This is a genomic window from Bacillus sp. GW823-FHT06B01 (genome assembly GCF_058952315.1).
Genome location: NZ_JBXAHR010000003.1, coordinates 746,349 through 761,877, shown reverse-complemented (window position 1 = coordinate 761,877; position 15,529 = coordinate 746,349). Strand labels below are relative to the sequence as shown.

Genomic DNA, 15,529 nt, shown 5'->3' with positions numbered 1-15,529 from the left:
AAAAAGAATGCTAAACAAGCAAATATATTCGTCCTCACTCATAGTCAAAGTATTTACGGTACTTCGGTAGAAACTTGCAGGCCATATCCCCGCGATTATATGAGTGTAGCTAACTATTTATTTTATAGAAGGATTATAACGCACTTTTTATACTTTGAAAAGCATTTATCGAAAAAAACACGTACAAAATTTTAAAAAGAACTGTTTTCGTTCGAGTTTTGTAAACTCTTACATAATATTTCAAAGCGTCGTTAAAATAATCGGCCCATCTTTTGTAATCGCAATTGTATGCTCATATTGAGCTGATAATTTCCCATCCATCGTTCTCGCAGTCCATCCATTTAAATCTACTTTAGAATATCGCATACCTATATTTACAATCGGTTCAATTGTAATAACCATCCCTTCTTGTAACTCAGGCCCTTGTCCTGACTTTCCAAAATGAAAAATTGCTGGTTCTTCATGAATCTCTTTACCAATCCCGTGCCCCGTAAAATCTCTTGCAACCGAAAAACCTTCAGTAGCTACATAACTTTCAATTGCATAGCCAATGTCTCCTACATGATTACCGATTACCGCCTGATCAATCCCTTTATATAAAGCATTCTCAGCTACTAACAATAACTTTTCTGCTTCATCAGAAACATTTCCAATTCTATACGTCCAAGCAGAATCTGAAAGACCACCATTTAAGTTTACTACCATGTCAATTGTTACAATATCTCCCTCAGTTAAAGGAACAGCGGCGGGAAACCCATGGCACATTTCAGCATTTACAGATGCACATATCGCATATGGATACCCGTTGTAACCTTTCTGCTGAGATGTTGCACCATGCTTTTCTAAATAAGCTTCAACAAACGTATCAATTTCTTTTGTCGTAATACCTGGTTTCATCATTTTGGCAATTTCCCTATGACATGAAGCAAGTAATTTCCCAGATTCATGCATCAAATCTATTTCATTTTTCGTTTTAATTGTAATCATTCTACCTCTCCTTGCTAAACCTGCTATTTGCTACTAAAGTTCAATCATACACATCCTCTGTCAAAATTTCAAAACTCTCAATTACAACAAGTACAAAAATATGTATCCTATACTTCTAAATCAAAATAAAGAAACAGAAGATCCCCTCTGTTTCTTAATCATTTTTACATATATAATTCATTTTCAAAAACTCAAAACAACTACCATTTGTTTTCTGTATAAACGTTCCAACAACTTCAAATCCTGCTCTTTTATACACTTTAATCGCTCTCTCATTACATGTCGCTACTGATAGTGTTATATAATTGCAACCATATTTTTCTTTACTAAAAGCTAGTCCAGCGTTTACGAACTGTAAACCAAATCCATTTCCAGTTATATCAGGTCTCATTCCAAGACCTATATCAACCGTTCCATCATTTATTTTACAAACAGTAAAAAAACCAATGAGAGTGCCGTTTTCCTTCACAGAAAATGTATGATTTCCTCTACTCTCATCATGTAAAAACTCAGCTAAATCTTCTTCATCTGCACCTATATCGTAAAAGGAATACCTCCCTTCATAATGCCAGTTATATGCAATTTCTTCTGCTTCTTCTTGCGTCATTACTGTATATGTATAAGCCATTCTTCTATCCCCCTTGAAAAAAAGAGCTGCAATTAAGCAGCTCTTTTTTATAACTCATAGATTTCTTTATACTTCGCTTCTAAATAATCTGCTAAGTAGTTTGCATTTAATCCTTCACCTGTCACATCTTCTAAAATTTCAAGTGGCTTTTTCGTTTTACCGTATTGGTGAATATTTTCTGTTAACCATTCACGAATTGGTGTTACGTTTCCTTCTTCTAATAATGCATCAAAGTTCGGAATGTCTTTTAACATTCTTTGCTTAAATTGCGCTGCATACATATAACCAAGCGCATAAGATGGGAAGTATCCAAATGAACCACCAGCCCAGTGAACATCTTGCAATACACCTTGTGCATCGCTTTCCGGACGAATTCCTAAATATGCTTCCATCTTATCATTCCAAGCCGATGGCAAATCCTTCACTTGTAATGTACCATCAAATAATTCTTTCTCAAGTTCATAACGAACCATGACGTGAAGCGGATATGTAAGCTCATCTGCTTCTATACGAATGAACGATGGCTTCGATTCATTAATCGCATCATAAAACTCATCTACTGATATATCATTGAATTGACCATCGCTATACTCTTTTAATAAATCATAATTTTTCTTCCAGAATGATTTATTACGACCGATAAAGTTCTCAAAGAATAATGATTGTGACTCATGAATACCCATAGAAGTTCCACTACATAGCGGTGTACCTTCGAATTTCTCTGCAATATTTTGTTCATATACAGCATGGCCACATTCATGAATTGTTCCAAACACTGCCATACGGAAATCTTTTTCATCATAACGTGTTGTAATACGAACGTCCCCTCTATTTAATGTAATCTCAAATGGATGTACCGTTTCATCAAGACGACCTGCTTCAAAGTCATAATTCAATTGCTTTAATAACTCTAATGTAAAGTTCTTTTGTTTTTCTTTTGAAAAATGTTCTGATAAAGCACTTGTCTTTAATCTCTTTTGTGACTCCGATATTTCTTTTACGAGCGGAACGATACGCTCACGAAGTTGACCAAATACGTGATCTAACACTTCTACTGTAATACCTGGCTCATACATATCTAACAATGTATTATATTTATATGTTTCGTAACCCCAATATGTAATGAATTTCTTTTTAAATTCAACTATTTGTTCTAAATACGGACGGAACATTTCAAAATCAGATTTTTCCCGAGCTTCTTCCCACACACTTTCCGCTTTCGCTTCTAATTTCACATACGCCTCGTATTCCGCTTGTGGAATTTTCTTATTTCTATCATATTCTTTACGACACTCTTCAACCATTTTTTTCGTCGTTTCAGAAAGTTTATTTTCACTTATTAAAGCTTCAAGCTCTGTTAAATAATTTCCCATCTCATCTGAAGTCGACATGACAAACACTTCTGATGAAAGCATACCAATTACTTCTGAACGCTGGTCTACACCTTTTTTAGGCGCACCTGTTCTTAAGTCCCAAAACATTAAGCTTAATGCTTCACCGTAATTTTGTATCTTCTTCACATATGTTAAAAATTGTTTTTCTACTTCATATGTAGCTACTGTCATCGTATAAAACCTCCCTTTTCTACCTCAAACTTAATTCGACATGGAAACCTAAATTCCTTTTATAATAGAAAAAAAGCTTGGCAAGCGCCAAGCTTTCTCCTTATAATTCTTTACCTTCTACTGGTAGTACGTTTTTCACCGCTTCTATCACTTTCTCATCTTCTGTATCAGATAAGAAGATTGATATAGCCCCTTTATCGTCGCTCGTACGAATTAAACGTCCAATCCCTTGACGAAGACGTAAAATCATATACGGTACATCTACATCCCAGAATGGATTATTTACATGTTTACGCTTCGCTTCAAACACAGGATCGTTTGGAGGGAATGGTAATGACCAAATAATAACATGCGATAATGATGAACCTGGAATATCTAAACCTTCCCATAAATGAACAGCACAAAGTACAGTCTCTTCTTCATTTTGGAAACGAGAAACGAGCTGACTAATTTCTTGATCCCCTTCATATAGGAACGGAACGGACATTTGTTCTTTACTTACATATTCTTTAAACGCTGCAAGTTCTTGTGTTGTACGGAATAATACAAGTGTACGTCCATTTGTTTTCTGTATATTTTCAAGTGTATATTGACACTTTCTTTCCCATTCGTTCTCTTTCGTATGCGATAGTAAGTTTACTGCCATTTGCTCCTCATAATCAAACGGTGAGGCAACTGAGAATGATAAGTAATCTTTTACCCCTAGGCTATTTGCTGTAAATGCGAATGAATCGTTGTTAGATAATGTAGCAGAAGAGAAAATATACGGGATTTTCTTCGAGAATACTTTCTCTTGTAATACTTCTTCAACTGCACGTGGCATAATCACTAACGTGAAGGCTCCATCACCTTCTTCACCCCATGTAATTACATTTTTCTCGTGCATGAACAGACGAAGTGAATGTTCTAATACATCTAAATGTTCATCAACGATATTTAAATCATACGTGTTTACTGTATGCATTTCACTTTCAAATACTAATGCATCACCGACTTCACCAATTTTCGCATAAAGTCTATTCGCTTCAGCTGTTACTCTTTCTGTCACAGTAATTTCTAAACGATCAGAACCGGCGATTTCCTTTTTATTTTCTTGTAACACATCAAAGAATCGCTCTGTTTGCCAAATTGTTTCTTCTACTAAATGTGCAAACTCTTCACGAATATCATTTTGCAACAATCTTGTTAAAAGTTGCTCCATCATCGTTTGCTTTAAACGATATGTTAAAGCTTTTTGAGCTGCATATTCTACAAGATGTCCTTCATCGAATACAACGCAGCTACTTTCAGGTAATAACGGAATTTGCCCTTCACGTTTACGAGCATCGTACGTCCAAATATGATCCATGTAGAAATCTTGAGAACAAATAATTAAATCTGCCGCTTTACGATAATGTTCACGAGAAAGAGTTTGACCACAACGATGACGAGAATCACAAGTGAAGCAATCTTGGAAGTAATCCCAATTTACTTTTGACCATTCCTCATCATTTAAAAGCGGAAATTCTTTTCTGTCGCCGTAGTGAGTAAAGTTTTGCATCGTACCATGATCGAATACAAACTGTGGTAATTCGTAGTATACATCTTCAATTACTTCTGGAGCTCGTCCACTCATAACATCTTCAAGTTTACGTAAACATAAATAATTATCCATTGATTTCGCAAGTCTAACATCAACAGATAGTCCTAATGCTTCAGATAACTTAGCAATGTCTCCTTCTTCTTTCACAAGCTGCTCAATTAACGTTTCATCAGCACAAGCGATAATAGCTGGTTTTCCAGTATAACGCGCATAGCAAATTGCATATAGAAGATATACAATTGTTTTCCCTGTTCCTACACCCGCTTCTGCGAACATTACTTTCTTTTCTTGGAAAGCACGCTCTAATTGAAACGCCATAAAAATTTGTTCATCACGCTCTTCAAAGCCTTTTTCCGGAAGGATATCGTAAAACACATCTCCAATCCATTCATTCAACTTATCATAAAAATTATCTTGTTTTCCTACTTCAAATGGTAATCTCTTCTCAGTAAACATCCTTAGCCTCCAACCAAAAAGTTTTTCTATAAAAAGATATAGCAACTGCTACTCATATGTGTGCAGCCACTTTCCCCTGTTGCCATACATAGAAATACACGAAAAAAAATTTTCCTTTCGAAAAAGGAAAATTTTTTTCTATATTAATGACTTTAAATACCGTTTATCAATCGCTGTTTCGTGTGAAAGAGCTGACAAATATTCTTCTTGTGCTTTTTGTATTTCCTCTACAATCGTACCTTGGCTATCCACTTCTTTCCCGATCTCATCATACGTACGATGAATAGCTTTTTGAATCATAGATAATTGGAAACTATCCATATCACGTCCTCCTTTACGCATTACATAATAGCCAGTATATGCGCGCTGGAGGAGTTTTATACTATGAATTACGCGGTGGACGTTTTCCGAAGTATTGGTAGTAATCTGTACGGATAAACCCATTAAACAGTTTACGTTTCTTCGATGCATCTTTTCCATAACACTTTTCAAATGCTTCGTAGCTTGTTAATACATACGCTGACCATGTATCTAATGGGCGGAATACTTGTCCCATTTCTTTGTACAATTGTTCAACGAGTGCTTTTTCACTTAAACGTTCTCCGTATGGAGGATTCGTTACAACATAGCCATAATCCTCTTTTGTCGTGAAATCTTTTACTTGCATTTGTTTAAATGTAATTAAATCACTTAAGCCCACTTCTTCTGCATTATCTTGAGCAACTCGGATCATACGATGATCAATATCTGACCCAATGATTTGTAGTGGTTGATTATAATTCGCTAAATCTTCAGCTTCTTGACGAGCTTCACGCCAGTTTTGTTTACCAACCCAGCCCCACTCATCTGATGCGAAGCCACGGTTAAATCCTGGTGCAATATTTTGTCCAATTAATGCTGCTTCAATCGGAATTGTACCTGATCCACAGAAAGGATCCACGAAAGGACGATCCGGCTTCCAGTTTGTTAACTTAATTAAAGACGCAGCCAATGTTTCTTTTAATGGGGCTTCCCCTTGATCCATACGGTATCCACGTTTATGAAGTCCAACACCACTTGCATCAATTGTTAATGTTGCAATATCCTTGAGCATTGCGATCTCGATACGGAATAACGGACCATCTTCTTCAAACCAAGTTGTACGTTTATATGTTGTTTTTAATTTTTCAACGACAGCTTTTTTAACGATACGTTGGCAATCTGAAACACTGAACAACTCAGATTTTAACGATTTACCAATTACAGGGAATTCCCCATTCTCTGGAATATAATCTCCCCAGTTTAATGCTTTCGTCTTTTCAAACAGCTCATCAAATGTTGTCGCTTTGAATTCGCCAACTTTAATTTTCACACGGTCCGCAGTACGTAACCATAAGTTCGTGCGACAAATCGCCTTTTCATCTGCTTCAAATGTTACTTTGCTGTTTTCCACTTGGCATTCATAACCAAGATCACGAACTTCTCGGGCAACTAACGCTTCAATACCCATTGCCGCTGTTGCAATTAAAGTAACTTTTCCCATTTGCATTCACCTCTTATGTATAGTTAAACAATAATTAATAGCAATTTGTCCTATTAATCATTACATTTTACGAAGAATTTTCTCATTAACCATTTTAACTCATAATTTATAACTTCATACAAATAAAAAGCCCTCCTCTAACAAAGGAGAGCTGAGTTATTTCATAGTTGGTTCATAACGTTCTGTAAGCCATGTTCTGTTCCTTTGTACTGCAAACGGCCCACGCCTCGTACTCCGGTGGCAATCATCTATCTACAGGTTATACAACCTGTCCTTTCCCATCGTTCATTTCCTTGGAAAAGATTCCCCTACCATTATTTGGGTTTCTCGCTCGTGGGGTTTACCTCGTTCCACTCCTATCATTTCTTCAAGGACTTCGTCACTGTGGCACTTTAAAGGTAGTCAAACCATATCCGAAAGGACTTAGGTTTTTTCCCTGCCGTTAAACCAGCCTTACAGCCAGAATACCCTAGCTTATGAATTGGCTAGGCACGAACACTACAGCCATCTCAGGCCGTGCGAGCATGGACTTTCCTCTACAACGTTAGCGTTGCAGCGATTACCCAAACGTTATGACATCCATTAGTATAGTGGAAACAAAAAGATTTTGCAATGTTTTTTTCTATGTAAAATGCTTTAACCTTTTTACCACTAGAAATTATTCGTATAACTTACTTCCAAATACAGCTTTTTCTAAATTAGATAGACGTTTTAAAATGTCCGTATTCGTGTTGTTATATACAGGTTGTGCAACTGGTGTTTGTACAACTGGTTGTTGTGGCACTTGCGTTGCTACTAATTTTTGTTCCTCTAATTCACGCTTTAAACGAGCATTTTGTTGCTTTAATTGATCAAACTCCTTGTGGAAAGCTTCATAGTCTTTAATGATCATATCAAGAAACTTGTCTACTTCTTCTTGTTGATAGCCTCTCATGCCTGTTTTAAATTCTTTTTCTAAAATATCTTTCGCCGTTAATTTAATTTTATCCGAAATCATTTTCTTCACCTCAAATTTTTGCCAAAACTTTCATTACCTAAATTTTTTCAGAAACAATGCCTTTTGTCAATCATATATACGAGTACTATATTACATATTACTCAGCATTATTCCACTGTTCCTCTTCTATTATATCTTGTAAATCAGAAAAAAGAATAAAATAACTGTGATAATTTTCTATTTCTCCTTTTTTCTTTGCTGCTTCTACAATATATTTGGGACTCCCTGGTTTTTCTTCATCATATACAGCTAAAAGTGCATCACTTTTTTCAATAAAAAATTGATTTTTTAATTTAAATTGTTCCGGGCTTTCGTACTTCCGTTTCGTAATACTATCAATATGGTCTGCTTGAGAGAGAATACATTCGTAATATTCACGGTTATCTTCCTTCCAGCTTTCTTCTTGTTCTAAAAACGGAGTAAATACCGCTAATTTTAGATTTGGATATTCTACTTGAATTTCAAAAACAACTTCAGCAGCCCATAATTCGACTCCTAACTGCCCACTTATTATCACCCATTCCAAACCTTCTTCTACAAAAGTAGTTAATTTTCGATGCAATGCTTTTTTTATACATTCCACCCCTGGATGATCATTTTTAAATATACCAAGTTCAAATGGCTTATATCCCGTTACAGCAATAACTTTCATATCAACACTCCAATTACAAAAAAAGAACTAGCATTTCGCTAGTTCTAACATATCATTTACTTTTTAAATATTCCACCAACGTTTGGTCCAATATTCGGACCTACTGGTGATACATTGTTTGGTAAAAATGGTGATACGTTTGGTCCGAATGGTGATACGTTTGGTCCGAATGGTGATACATTTGGTCCTGGTCCAAATGGTGATACGTGATGTCCATGATGTCCATGATGTCCATGACCACATGGTCCACATCCGCCGCCGAACCCTGGATCGATCGGGTCTACAACATTTACATTCGAGTTTGTTTGTGGGAAGAAGTTTTGGTTTTTAATTTGTTGATGATGAACATGTGTTGTATGCGTTGGGAAAATGTGTGGCACCACCGTTGTTGAAAAAGAATGTGTTACGCATTGTTTCGTCGGATGAATGACAGGAGCAGTTGTACAAATAGGTCCTACAGGCTTATGCCCTCCAAAACAAGGATGACAATGATGCATAGTTTTTTCTCTCCTCTCTCGTTAAAAAAATCTGACTACACTTTACAATATGAGAAAAGAGAGAAAGCCGTTTGTTATATATACCCATTTATTACAAGGAAATTTGTCTAGCCTTCTGCTTTATACGTAATGCTTTTTATAGACAACCCCCAAGATTACTTACCAAAAAAACCTCCAACTTGCTTTACAATACCTGTCACTTGGTTCATCGCATTCATCATTTGTCCAGCTGTATTCATCATTTTATTTACATCATAGTTACCATCTGAGTTTTTAAATTGGGAAACAAAACTAGAAAATTGACTCGGTTGCTGTTGTTGTTTTTGTTTATTCTGCGTCGGGTACGGTTGTTTTGGTGGATAAAACATCGCTTGTTGATTTCCATAGGGAGATGGTGGTGGCATATAGTATTGTGAATTCATATAAGGTTGCTGTTGTTGATCCATATAGGGTTGCTGCTGTTGATCCATATAGGGTTGCTGCTGTTGATTCGTATAGGGTTGCTGCTGTTGATCCATATAGGGCTGCTGTTGTTGATTCGTATGGGGTTGCTGCTGTTGTTGTGGTTGATTCATAAACGACACTTCAAATGGCTGGTAATAATTTTGATTTCCATAATTAGGCTCGAAAGGATACATATTATACCGTAAATATGTATCCGTATTATATTGGTACATATTTTGCTGTGCATATGGATTAGATTGCTGATATACGTTAGATTGTTGAAACATGCATTCTCTCCTCCTTCACATAAGTTTCTACATATATAATATGTACTTGTAAAATAATTTGTGTGGCGGAGTATCTGTCTATTTTTGTCGGAAGTTTAAATTTTTAAAAAATTAAAAAAGAAAACCCTTCCATGCTATGATAGTGAAGAAGAAGATTCTCATGGGGGAGGAATCAACATGGTATTAGGGGATTTAAAACAAGCGTTTTCTCAAAAAAAGGGGTATTACACAGAGAATGTAAATGAATTGTTAGACTTTACGAGACAGTGGTATCTCGAAGGAAAAATATGCATTTCAGATTACCGAACATTAATAAAAGAATTAGAAATAAACGGTGCAACAAAACCTACAACAATGACAGAAGCATAAAAAAACAAGAGGGTTTCCCCTCTTGTTACTTACATTGCTCAATTATATTTTGCAAAGTATACGAAATGGCTTGATGTGTTTCAAAGAATCGCTTACCTTTACCTTTATTTACAAAACATTGCAACACATTTGTCTGTAAATTATCGTACACTTGATCAATTTGCTGTACATGTATATACTTCGGTTTTTCTTCCTTAATCCATTTATAAGCTAATTCTTTCCACACTTTTAATTCCTCATCTACCATATCTACAAATGGTTTCATATCCTTATAAAAATCGTACTCAATCATTTCTCTTTTTTTCACATTCGCTTCATTATTATACTGCATGAGTTTTTCTGAAGATTGTATTAATGCTTCATACTTCATTTTATTCCCACCTTATTATGCACTCACTACGACGTTTTGAAATGCCTTCACCCAATTCCCTTTTTCTTCGTGATGCACTAATTTATTTTCCATATGCTCAATATGCATTTCTGTTATTTCTATCTTATTGCATATTTTTTCACCCGTATCCTTCAATGCATGATTCATTCTAATCCCTATATTCATTTCCAGCAAATCGAGAGAACTTAACATTTGATCCATTGTTTTCATTACATCTTCCTTCTGAACCATCGCCATATACAAAACGCCCCCTTCTTTGCTTTTCCTTTGTCATGTAATTTCGCCGAATGACTCCTCACTCCTGCTCACATGACAAAACTAGTTGTTATTCGTCAAAGAAATCATTTTGTATGTCATTTATAGAAATGGTAACAATACAAAAAGGAGGTGTATGAAAATGGTAAAGAACAAAAACGAAAAAAAGAAAAAACAAAACAAACAAAATAAACCTGAGACTGGCAACCCTAAGTTAGATGGTCCAAACTTCCCTGCTACATAAAGTGAAACTTTAGCACTTTTACAAAAAGCTAATTTCTGAGCATCCTTAATCTCTTATATTCATTACGTTTTGAGATTAAATTCTTAGCATACACGGCAGGATTACTTTACATTAAGAAGTCCCGTCTTCATTTATGAAGACGGGACTTCTTTTTTATTATATCACGAACTCATCCATCCTTTTAACAAAACGATTTACGATAGAAGCAACATAGATTTGCTCCCTCTTTCTTTTATACCATTCTGTTATATCAACTTCACCCTTATACTCTTCCAGTAGAAACAACTCATTTATTTCCATATCTCTACAAAACCAATCTCTCATACTTATTTCCTTATGTGCAACGACAGGATAAACTTCTCTAAGGGCTGGCGTACAAGATTTTCTAGCTTCTCTTACATAATATTCATAATCTGCTCTTGATCCTGTGTGTATAGTTTGCAATGCAAACCTATGGAATAAACTTTTATAATTCGGATGAAACAGTAACTCCGCTAATTTCTGCCCTAGTTCTATACGCTTTTGTAACGTTTCAAATTGATAAACTGAAAAACCATACATCCTCCCTTCAACAGTCGGAAAAATAACAGCACTAATATGAAGCATTTCTTGCAATTTAAAAAGTGCAGTATGGAATACATGTTTTTTAAAATATACATTCTCAATAACTGGTTTTTGAATTTTATTTTGCTCATTTATAATAAGCGCTGTCATGAGCCTATTTATATCTTTTTTTTCCCAAAAATAAATCCATTCTTTTTCCATAAAAATTGATACGTTAAAATATTGTAACAAATAGAATAGTGGTACCTGCCTCCTCTTACTTTCTTCGTATAACAATAGCTGAGGAAATGCATCTAAAAAAATAATCCAATTCGCTTCTTCATAAGTCAGAAACAAATGTTTTTTTACTGTTTGAGGTAAAACAGTAGCATAATATCTCCCTTTTAAATCAGTCATATTCCATCCCGCATTTCTCGAGACCATACTTGCTAAAAAGGCCCACCTAATTTCACTGTTCCTTACATAATATTCTTGATAAGACTGTGTTCGAGAAATGTTGTCCATATTAGCCATTTCTATTTGCCTCTTAATGTTATAAACGATTGTTTTTTCTTCGTCTGTACAAACCATATTTTTACGATATTGTTTAATTTTCTCATAATCATTCCATGTAAACATAAATAAGTCATCATACCTTTCTTCAAAAAGGTCACATCTTTTTTCATTTTTTGTTATAATCACCTTTGTAAGTAATTCTTAGCAAGTTGGGAGTGGACACACTATGACCATTCGTTACCCAAACGGAAAACGGTACAATCAAGCTTCACAACCCCATAAAACACCAATTAAAAAACATACTTATAGTAATAGAGGTATGTCCCTTGAAGAGGAATTGAATGAAACAAATGAATATTACTTAACCCATAATATTGCATGTGTACATAAAAAACCTACACCTCTTCAAATTGTAAAAGTAGATTACCCCGCTCGAAGTGCTGCAGTGGTAAAAGAAGCGTATTTTAAACAACCTTCTACAACAGATTACAACGGTGTATACAAAGGGAAATACATCGATTTTGAAGCGAAAGAAACAAAAAATAAAACCAGCTTTCCACTTCAAAACTTCCACCTTCATCAAATTGAACATATGAAGCAAGTAATCGTTCATGATGGAATTGCATTTGTTATTATTAAATTTACACTTTTTGATGAACTTTATTTACTAGATGCAAAACATATTATTGCATTTTGGAATCGTCAAAATACTGGTGGACGGAAATCGATTACGAAAGAAGAAATAGAAGAGCATGGATCTTTATTATCATGCGGTTATCACCCTCGGATTGATTATATCCGTGTACTAGACACGGTTTATTTTTCGTGATAGAGTCATCACTAAGGCTCTTTTTTCGACTTTTGGGGAGAGAATGAAAGGTAGGAGAAAGTATAATGTCAGATAATTATCGTTCTCGTACAGAACGAAATCATGTAAAAAATCAAAATCAAAAGCAAGAAACAAATAAAGAAAAAAAACCAAAGAAAAAGGGCTCCTTTTTTAAAAAATTCCTTATAGGTTGTCTACTTCTTGGTATCGTTGGTCTTATAGCTAGCGTTTCCGCTTTCTTTGTTATGGTGAAGGACGCTCCAAAATTAGACAAATCAAAACTTGTCAATCCTTTATCAACAAAGTTTCTTGATAAGAATGGGAACTTTTTCTATGAATACGGTGCTGAAAAACGAACCCACGTTACGTATGATCAAATTCCAAAGGTAGTTGAAAGTGCATTCCTTGCAACTGAGGATTCACGTTTCTATGATCATAATGGAATTGATTTTAAACGAACTACAAAAGCAGTTATGGAAAATGTCACTGGAGGGTTCGGATCTCAAGGTGGTAGTACGATTACACAACAAGTAGTCAAAAACTATTTTCTAACGATGGACAAAACTGCGAAGAGAAAAGTACAAGAATGGTACCTATCTTACAAATTAGAGCAACAATACTCTAAACATGAGATCTTAGAAATGTACTTAAATAAGATTAACTTAGGTAACCGTTCGTACGGTATTGCAACAGCAGCCCAAAAATATTATAACAAAGATTTAAAAGACTTACAGTTACATGAAGCTGCTATGCTCGCTGGTTTACCCCAAGGTCCAAACATTTATGATCCAACCAAAAAGGAAAATGTTGAACGAGCAACAAATCGTCGTAATGTCGTATTGTCATTAATGAATCGACATGGTTATATAACAAAAGATGAAATGGATAACGCAATGAAAATCTCTGTAACTGAGGGTCTTCAACCGGCTTCAGAAGTAACTGAGATGAAGTATCAAGCATTTTTAGATGCTGTTGTAAAAGAAGTTGAAAAAGAATATCCCGATATAAATATCGGTTCAGATGGTTTAACGATTCATACAACACTTGACCAAGATGCTCAAGATTATGCTGAAAAAATTATGGATGGCAATCTTATTAAGTATCCGAACGATCAATTCCAAGGATCATTCGTATTTATGGATACACAATCTGGAGAAGTTCGAGCAATTGGAGCTGGGCGTAAAGAAAGTAAGTCTACTTTCAAAGGTCATAATATGGCCACTGATTTAAAACGCCAAGTTGGTTCAACAATGAAACCAATTTTCGACTACGGTCCAGCAATTGAGAATTTACAATGGTCTACATATCATCAATTAAATGACTCAGAGTATACGTATTCCACTGGTAAAAAAATACGAAATGCAACAAATAGTTACAAAGGTGACGTTTCACTACGTGAAGCTTTGAAAAAGTCATTAAACATTCCAGCTTTAAAGACAGCTCAAGCGGTTGGTCTTCCTAAGTCACAAGCGTTTGCTGAGGGTTTAGGTATGACATTTAAAGACGGCAAAACATATGAATCAACAGCAATTGGTAGTAACGATAGTTCTCCATTACAATTAGCGGGGTCATATGCAGCCTTTGGTAACGGTGGGAACTACAATAAACCGCACTTCGTAAAAGAAGTTATCTTCCCAGATGGGAAAAAGAAAAGTTTTAAACCGAAAGAACAACGTGCGATGCAAGACTACACAGCTTACATGGTGACTGACGTTCTTCGTGACGTAGTAAAACCTGGTGCTGGCGGTACTGGTCCAACAGCATACGTTTCAGGTGTTGATGTTGCCGGTAAAACAGGAACACAAAACTTTGATGAAGACGTTCTTAAAAAATATGGTATTCCAGCTGATGCAAACAGAGATAGTTGGTTTGCTGGATATACACCGCAATATACAATGGCAGTATGGACTGGTTACGAAAAAAATGGCCCAGAAAACTACATTAGTGATCGTTATACTAGAATTGCACAACAAATGTTCCAAGTAATGATGAGCAAATTCGCTACAGATAAATCCCGTTTCGAGCGTCCTTCTTCTGTACAAGAAATAAACGGAGAGTTATACGTAAAAGGTGCGAAAAAAGATGCAATTAAACAAATTAAAGTAGATGCACCTAGTGGTCTTAATGTCACTTTCGATGGCGCTAGTACTGTTACACTAAACTGGTCTGGACCAACAGAAGTTGATGCGTATGCAGCAAGCTATAAAGCGACTGACGGTTCAAGTGGTAGCCTATCAATAAGTGGTACGACAGCTTCTCTTGGTGGTATTAAACCTGGCGTTACTTACAGCTTCTCTGTAGTAGCGAAAAAAGGTACTGGAACAAGCCCAGCAGTTGGAGCATCCTTCACTGCGCCTGGCGGAACTCCAGATGCGAAGAAAACTGAAGAGGAAGCTGCCAAAAAGAAAGCCGAAGAAGAAGCTAAGAAAAAAGCTGATGAGGAAGCTCAGAAAAAGGCTAATGGAGATAAATTAAAACAAGAAGAAGCTCAGAAAAAAGCTGCTGAAGAGCAGCGTAAACAACAAGAGCAACAGCAACAACAAGAACAACAACGTAAACAACAAGAAGAAGCTCAGAAAAAGGCTGCTGAAGAAGAAGCTGCTAGAAAGAAAGCCGAAGAAGAAGCTGCTAGAAAGAAAGCTGAAGAAGAGGCTGCTAGAAAAAAAGCTGAAGAAGAACAACACAAGCAACAAGAACAACAACAAAATACCGGAGGAGATACACCTCACGCAGACGGAAATGTTGTCACAACAGAGTCTTAATAC

Annotated in this window: 17 protein-coding genes, 1 other RNA gene and 1 riboswitch; of the genes, 4 read left to right on the top strand and 14 right to left on the bottom strand. The window is 35.7% G+C overall.

What is annotated here, in order from left to right; translation table 11 throughout:
- Window positions 1-21: 21 nt before the first annotated feature.
- Window positions 22-123: riboswitch (purine riboswitch) on the bottom strand.
- 117 nt (window positions 124-240) lie between these two features.
- The 11 genes from AC1Q8N_RS17200 to AC1Q8N_RS17150 all read right to left on the bottom strand — a co-directional run bounded on the left by AC1Q8N_RS17200 (window position 241) and on the right by AC1Q8N_RS17150 (window position 9,617).
- A complete protein-coding gene (locus tag AC1Q8N_RS17200) occupies window positions 241-987 on the bottom strand; it encodes a type I methionyl aminopeptidase (protein WP_098047392.1) in 747 nt (248 codons plus the stop codon).
- A 154-nt stretch (window positions 988-1,141) separates the two neighbouring features.
- A complete protein-coding gene (locus tag AC1Q8N_RS17195) occupies window positions 1,142-1,615 on the bottom strand; it encodes a GNAT family N-acetyltransferase (RefSeq protein ID WP_098047391.1) in 474 nt (157 codons plus the stop codon).
- 47 nt (window positions 1,616-1,662) lie between these two features.
- Window positions 1,663-3,180, bottom strand: coding sequence for a carboxypeptidase (gene ypwA / locus AC1Q8N_RS17190; protein ID WP_098123415.1), 1,518 nt, complete (start codon window positions 3,178-3,180; stop codon window positions 1,663-1,665).
- Between the two features lie 100 nt (window positions 3,181-3,280).
- Window positions 3,281-5,218, bottom strand: coding sequence for an ATP-dependent DNA helicase (locus tag AC1Q8N_RS17185; protein ID WP_098847384.1), 1,938 nt, complete (start codon window positions 5,216-5,218; stop codon window positions 3,281-3,283).
- Between the two features lie 138 nt (window positions 5,219-5,356).
- Complete coding sequence (locus AC1Q8N_RS17180; RefSeq protein ID WP_048543487.1) at window positions 5,357-5,539, bottom strand: DUF3921 family protein; 183 nt, start codon at window positions 5,537-5,539, stop codon at window positions 5,357-5,359.
- Window positions 5,540-5,600: 61 nt separating this feature from the next.
- Window positions 5,601-6,740, bottom strand: a complete 1,140-nt coding sequence (locus tag AC1Q8N_RS17175; protein ID WP_000521230.1) for a THUMP domain-containing class I SAM-dependent RNA methyltransferase — start codon at window positions 6,738-6,740, stop codon at window positions 5,601-5,603.
- A 180-nt stretch (window positions 6,741-6,920) separates the two neighbouring features.
- Window positions 6,921-7,311: RNase P RNA component class B (gene rnpB / locus AC1Q8N_RS17170), an RNA gene on the bottom strand.
- Window positions 7,312-7,398: 87 nt separating this feature from the next.
- Window positions 7,399-7,737 carry a cell division regulator GpsB gene (gene gpsB / locus AC1Q8N_RS17165; RefSeq protein ID WP_000622425.1) on the bottom strand — a complete coding sequence of 113 codons (339 nt, stop codon included), beginning with the start codon at window positions 7,735-7,737 and terminating at the stop codon, window positions 7,399-7,401.
- A 97-nt stretch (window positions 7,738-7,834) separates the two neighbouring features.
- Entirely contained in the window at window positions 7,835-8,389 is a 555-nt protein-coding gene (locus AC1Q8N_RS17160) for an SLOG family protein (protein WP_048543489.1), read from the bottom strand.
- 56 nt (window positions 8,390-8,445) lie between these two features.
- Entirely contained in the window at window positions 8,446-8,886 is a 441-nt protein-coding gene (locus tag AC1Q8N_RS17155) for a CotD family spore coat protein (protein ID WP_000546280.1), read from the bottom strand.
- Between the two features lie 155 nt (window positions 8,887-9,041).
- Window positions 9,042-9,617 (bottom strand): YppG family protein, encoded by a 576-nt coding sequence (locus tag AC1Q8N_RS17150; RefSeq protein WP_088082998.1) that lies wholly within the window; start codon window positions 9,615-9,617, stop codon window positions 9,042-9,044.
- A gap of 177 nt (window positions 9,618-9,794) precedes the next feature.
- Between AC1Q8N_RS17150 and AC1Q8N_RS17145 the strand changes: the two genes are divergently transcribed.
- Window positions 9,795-9,986, top strand: a complete 192-nt coding sequence (locus AC1Q8N_RS17145) for a YppF family protein (RefSeq protein ID WP_098078645.1) — start codon at window positions 9,795-9,797, stop codon at window positions 9,984-9,986.
- 25 nt (window positions 9,987-10,011) lie between these two features.
- Here the strand turns inward: AC1Q8N_RS17145 and AC1Q8N_RS17140 are convergent, their stop codons facing one another.
- Window positions 10,012-10,356 carry a YppE family protein gene (locus AC1Q8N_RS17140; protein WP_000872967.1) on the bottom strand — a complete coding sequence of 115 codons (345 nt, stop codon included), beginning with the start codon at window positions 10,354-10,356 and terminating at the stop codon, window positions 10,012-10,014.
- 15 nt (window positions 10,357-10,371) lie between these two features.
- On the bottom strand, window positions 10,372-10,614 hold the full coding sequence (locus AC1Q8N_RS17135) for a hypothetical protein (protein ID WP_001252041.1): 243 nt from the start codon (window positions 10,612-10,614) through the stop codon (window positions 10,372-10,374).
- A gap of 85 nt (window positions 10,615-10,699) precedes the next feature.
- Between AC1Q8N_RS17135 and AC1Q8N_RS17130 the strand changes: the two genes are divergently transcribed.
- Window positions 10,700-10,876, top strand: a complete 177-nt coding sequence (locus AC1Q8N_RS17130; protein WP_003304757.1) for a hypothetical protein — start codon at window positions 10,700-10,702, stop codon at window positions 10,874-10,876.
- Between the two features lie 156 nt (window positions 10,877-11,032).
- Here the strand turns inward: AC1Q8N_RS17130 and AC1Q8N_RS17125 are convergent, their stop codons facing one another.
- Complete coding sequence (locus AC1Q8N_RS17125; RefSeq protein ID WP_098078699.1) at window positions 11,033-12,058, bottom strand: DUF2515 domain-containing protein; 1,026 nt, start codon at window positions 12,056-12,058, stop codon at window positions 11,033-11,035.
- A 103-nt stretch (window positions 12,059-12,161) separates the two neighbouring features.
- Between AC1Q8N_RS17125 and recU the strand changes: the two genes are divergently transcribed.
- Together recU and AC1Q8N_RS17115 are read left to right on the top strand one after the other, a co-directional pair.
- Window positions 12,162-12,764, top strand: coding sequence for a Holliday junction resolvase RecU (gene recU / locus AC1Q8N_RS17120; protein ID WP_046958934.1), 603 nt, complete (start codon window positions 12,162-12,164; stop codon window positions 12,762-12,764).
- A 65-nt stretch (window positions 12,765-12,829) separates the two neighbouring features.
- A complete protein-coding gene (locus AC1Q8N_RS17115; protein ID WP_098847383.1) occupies window positions 12,830-15,526 on the top strand; it encodes a PBP1A family penicillin-binding protein in 2,697 nt (898 codons plus the stop codon).
- The last annotated feature ends 3 nt before the right edge of the window (window positions 15,527-15,529 follow it).

Bases quoted from the DNA above. Each gene is read 5' to 3' on its own strand.
- AC1Q8N_RS17200 (WP_098047392.1), bottom strand. From the start codon at position 987: ATGATTACAATTAAAACGAAAAATGAAATAGATTTGATGCATGAATCT.
- AC1Q8N_RS17195 (WP_098047391.1), bottom strand. From the start codon at position 1,615: ATGGCTTATACATATACAGTAATGACGCAAGAAGAAGCAGAAGAAATT.
- ypwA (WP_098123415.1), bottom strand. From the start codon at position 3,180: ATGACAGTAGCTACATATGAAGTAGAAAAACAATTTTTAACATATGTG.
- AC1Q8N_RS17185 (WP_098847384.1), bottom strand. From the start codon at position 5,218: ATGTTTACTGAGAAGAGATTACCATTTGAAGTAGGAAAACAAGATAAT.
- AC1Q8N_RS17180 (WP_048543487.1), bottom strand. From the start codon at position 5,539: ATGGATAGTTTCCAATTATCTATGATTCAAAAAGCTATTCATCGTACG.
- AC1Q8N_RS17175 (WP_000521230.1), bottom strand. From the start codon at position 6,740: ATGGGAAAAGTTACTTTAATTGCAACAGCGGCAATGGGTATTGAAGCG.
- gpsB (WP_000622425.1), bottom strand. From the start codon at position 7,737: ATGATTTCGGATAAAATTAAATTAACGGCGAAAGATATTTTAGAAAAA.
- AC1Q8N_RS17160 (WP_048543489.1), bottom strand. From the start codon at position 8,389: ATGAAAGTTATTGCTGTAACGGGATATAAGCCATTTGAACTTGGTATA.
- AC1Q8N_RS17155 (WP_000546280.1), bottom strand. From the start codon at position 8,886: ATGCATCATTGTCATCCTTGTTTTGGAGGGCATAAGCCTGTAGGACCT.
- AC1Q8N_RS17150 (WP_088082998.1), bottom strand. From the start codon at position 9,617: ATGTTTCAACAATCTAACGTATATCAGCAATCTAATCCATATGCACAG.
- AC1Q8N_RS17145 (WP_098078645.1), top strand. From the start codon at position 9,795: ATGGTATTAGGGGATTTAAAACAAGCGTTTTCTCAAAAAAAGGGGTAT.
- AC1Q8N_RS17140 (WP_000872967.1), bottom strand. From the start codon at position 10,356: ATGAAGTATGAAGCATTAATACAATCTTCAGAAAAACTCATGCAGTAT.
- AC1Q8N_RS17135 (WP_001252041.1), bottom strand. From the start codon at position 10,614: ATGGCGATGGTTCAGAAGGAAGATGTAATGAAAACAATGGATCAAATG.
- AC1Q8N_RS17125 (WP_098078699.1), bottom strand. From the start codon at position 12,058: ATGTTTACATGGAATGATTATGAGAAAATTAAACAATATCGTAAAAAT.
- recU (WP_046958934.1), top strand. From the start codon at position 12,162: ATGACCATTCGTTACCCAAACGGAAAACGGTACAATCAAGCTTCACAA.
- AC1Q8N_RS17115 (WP_098847383.1), top strand. From the start codon at position 12,830: ATGTCAGATAATTATCGTTCTCGTACAGAACGAAATCATGTAAAAAAT.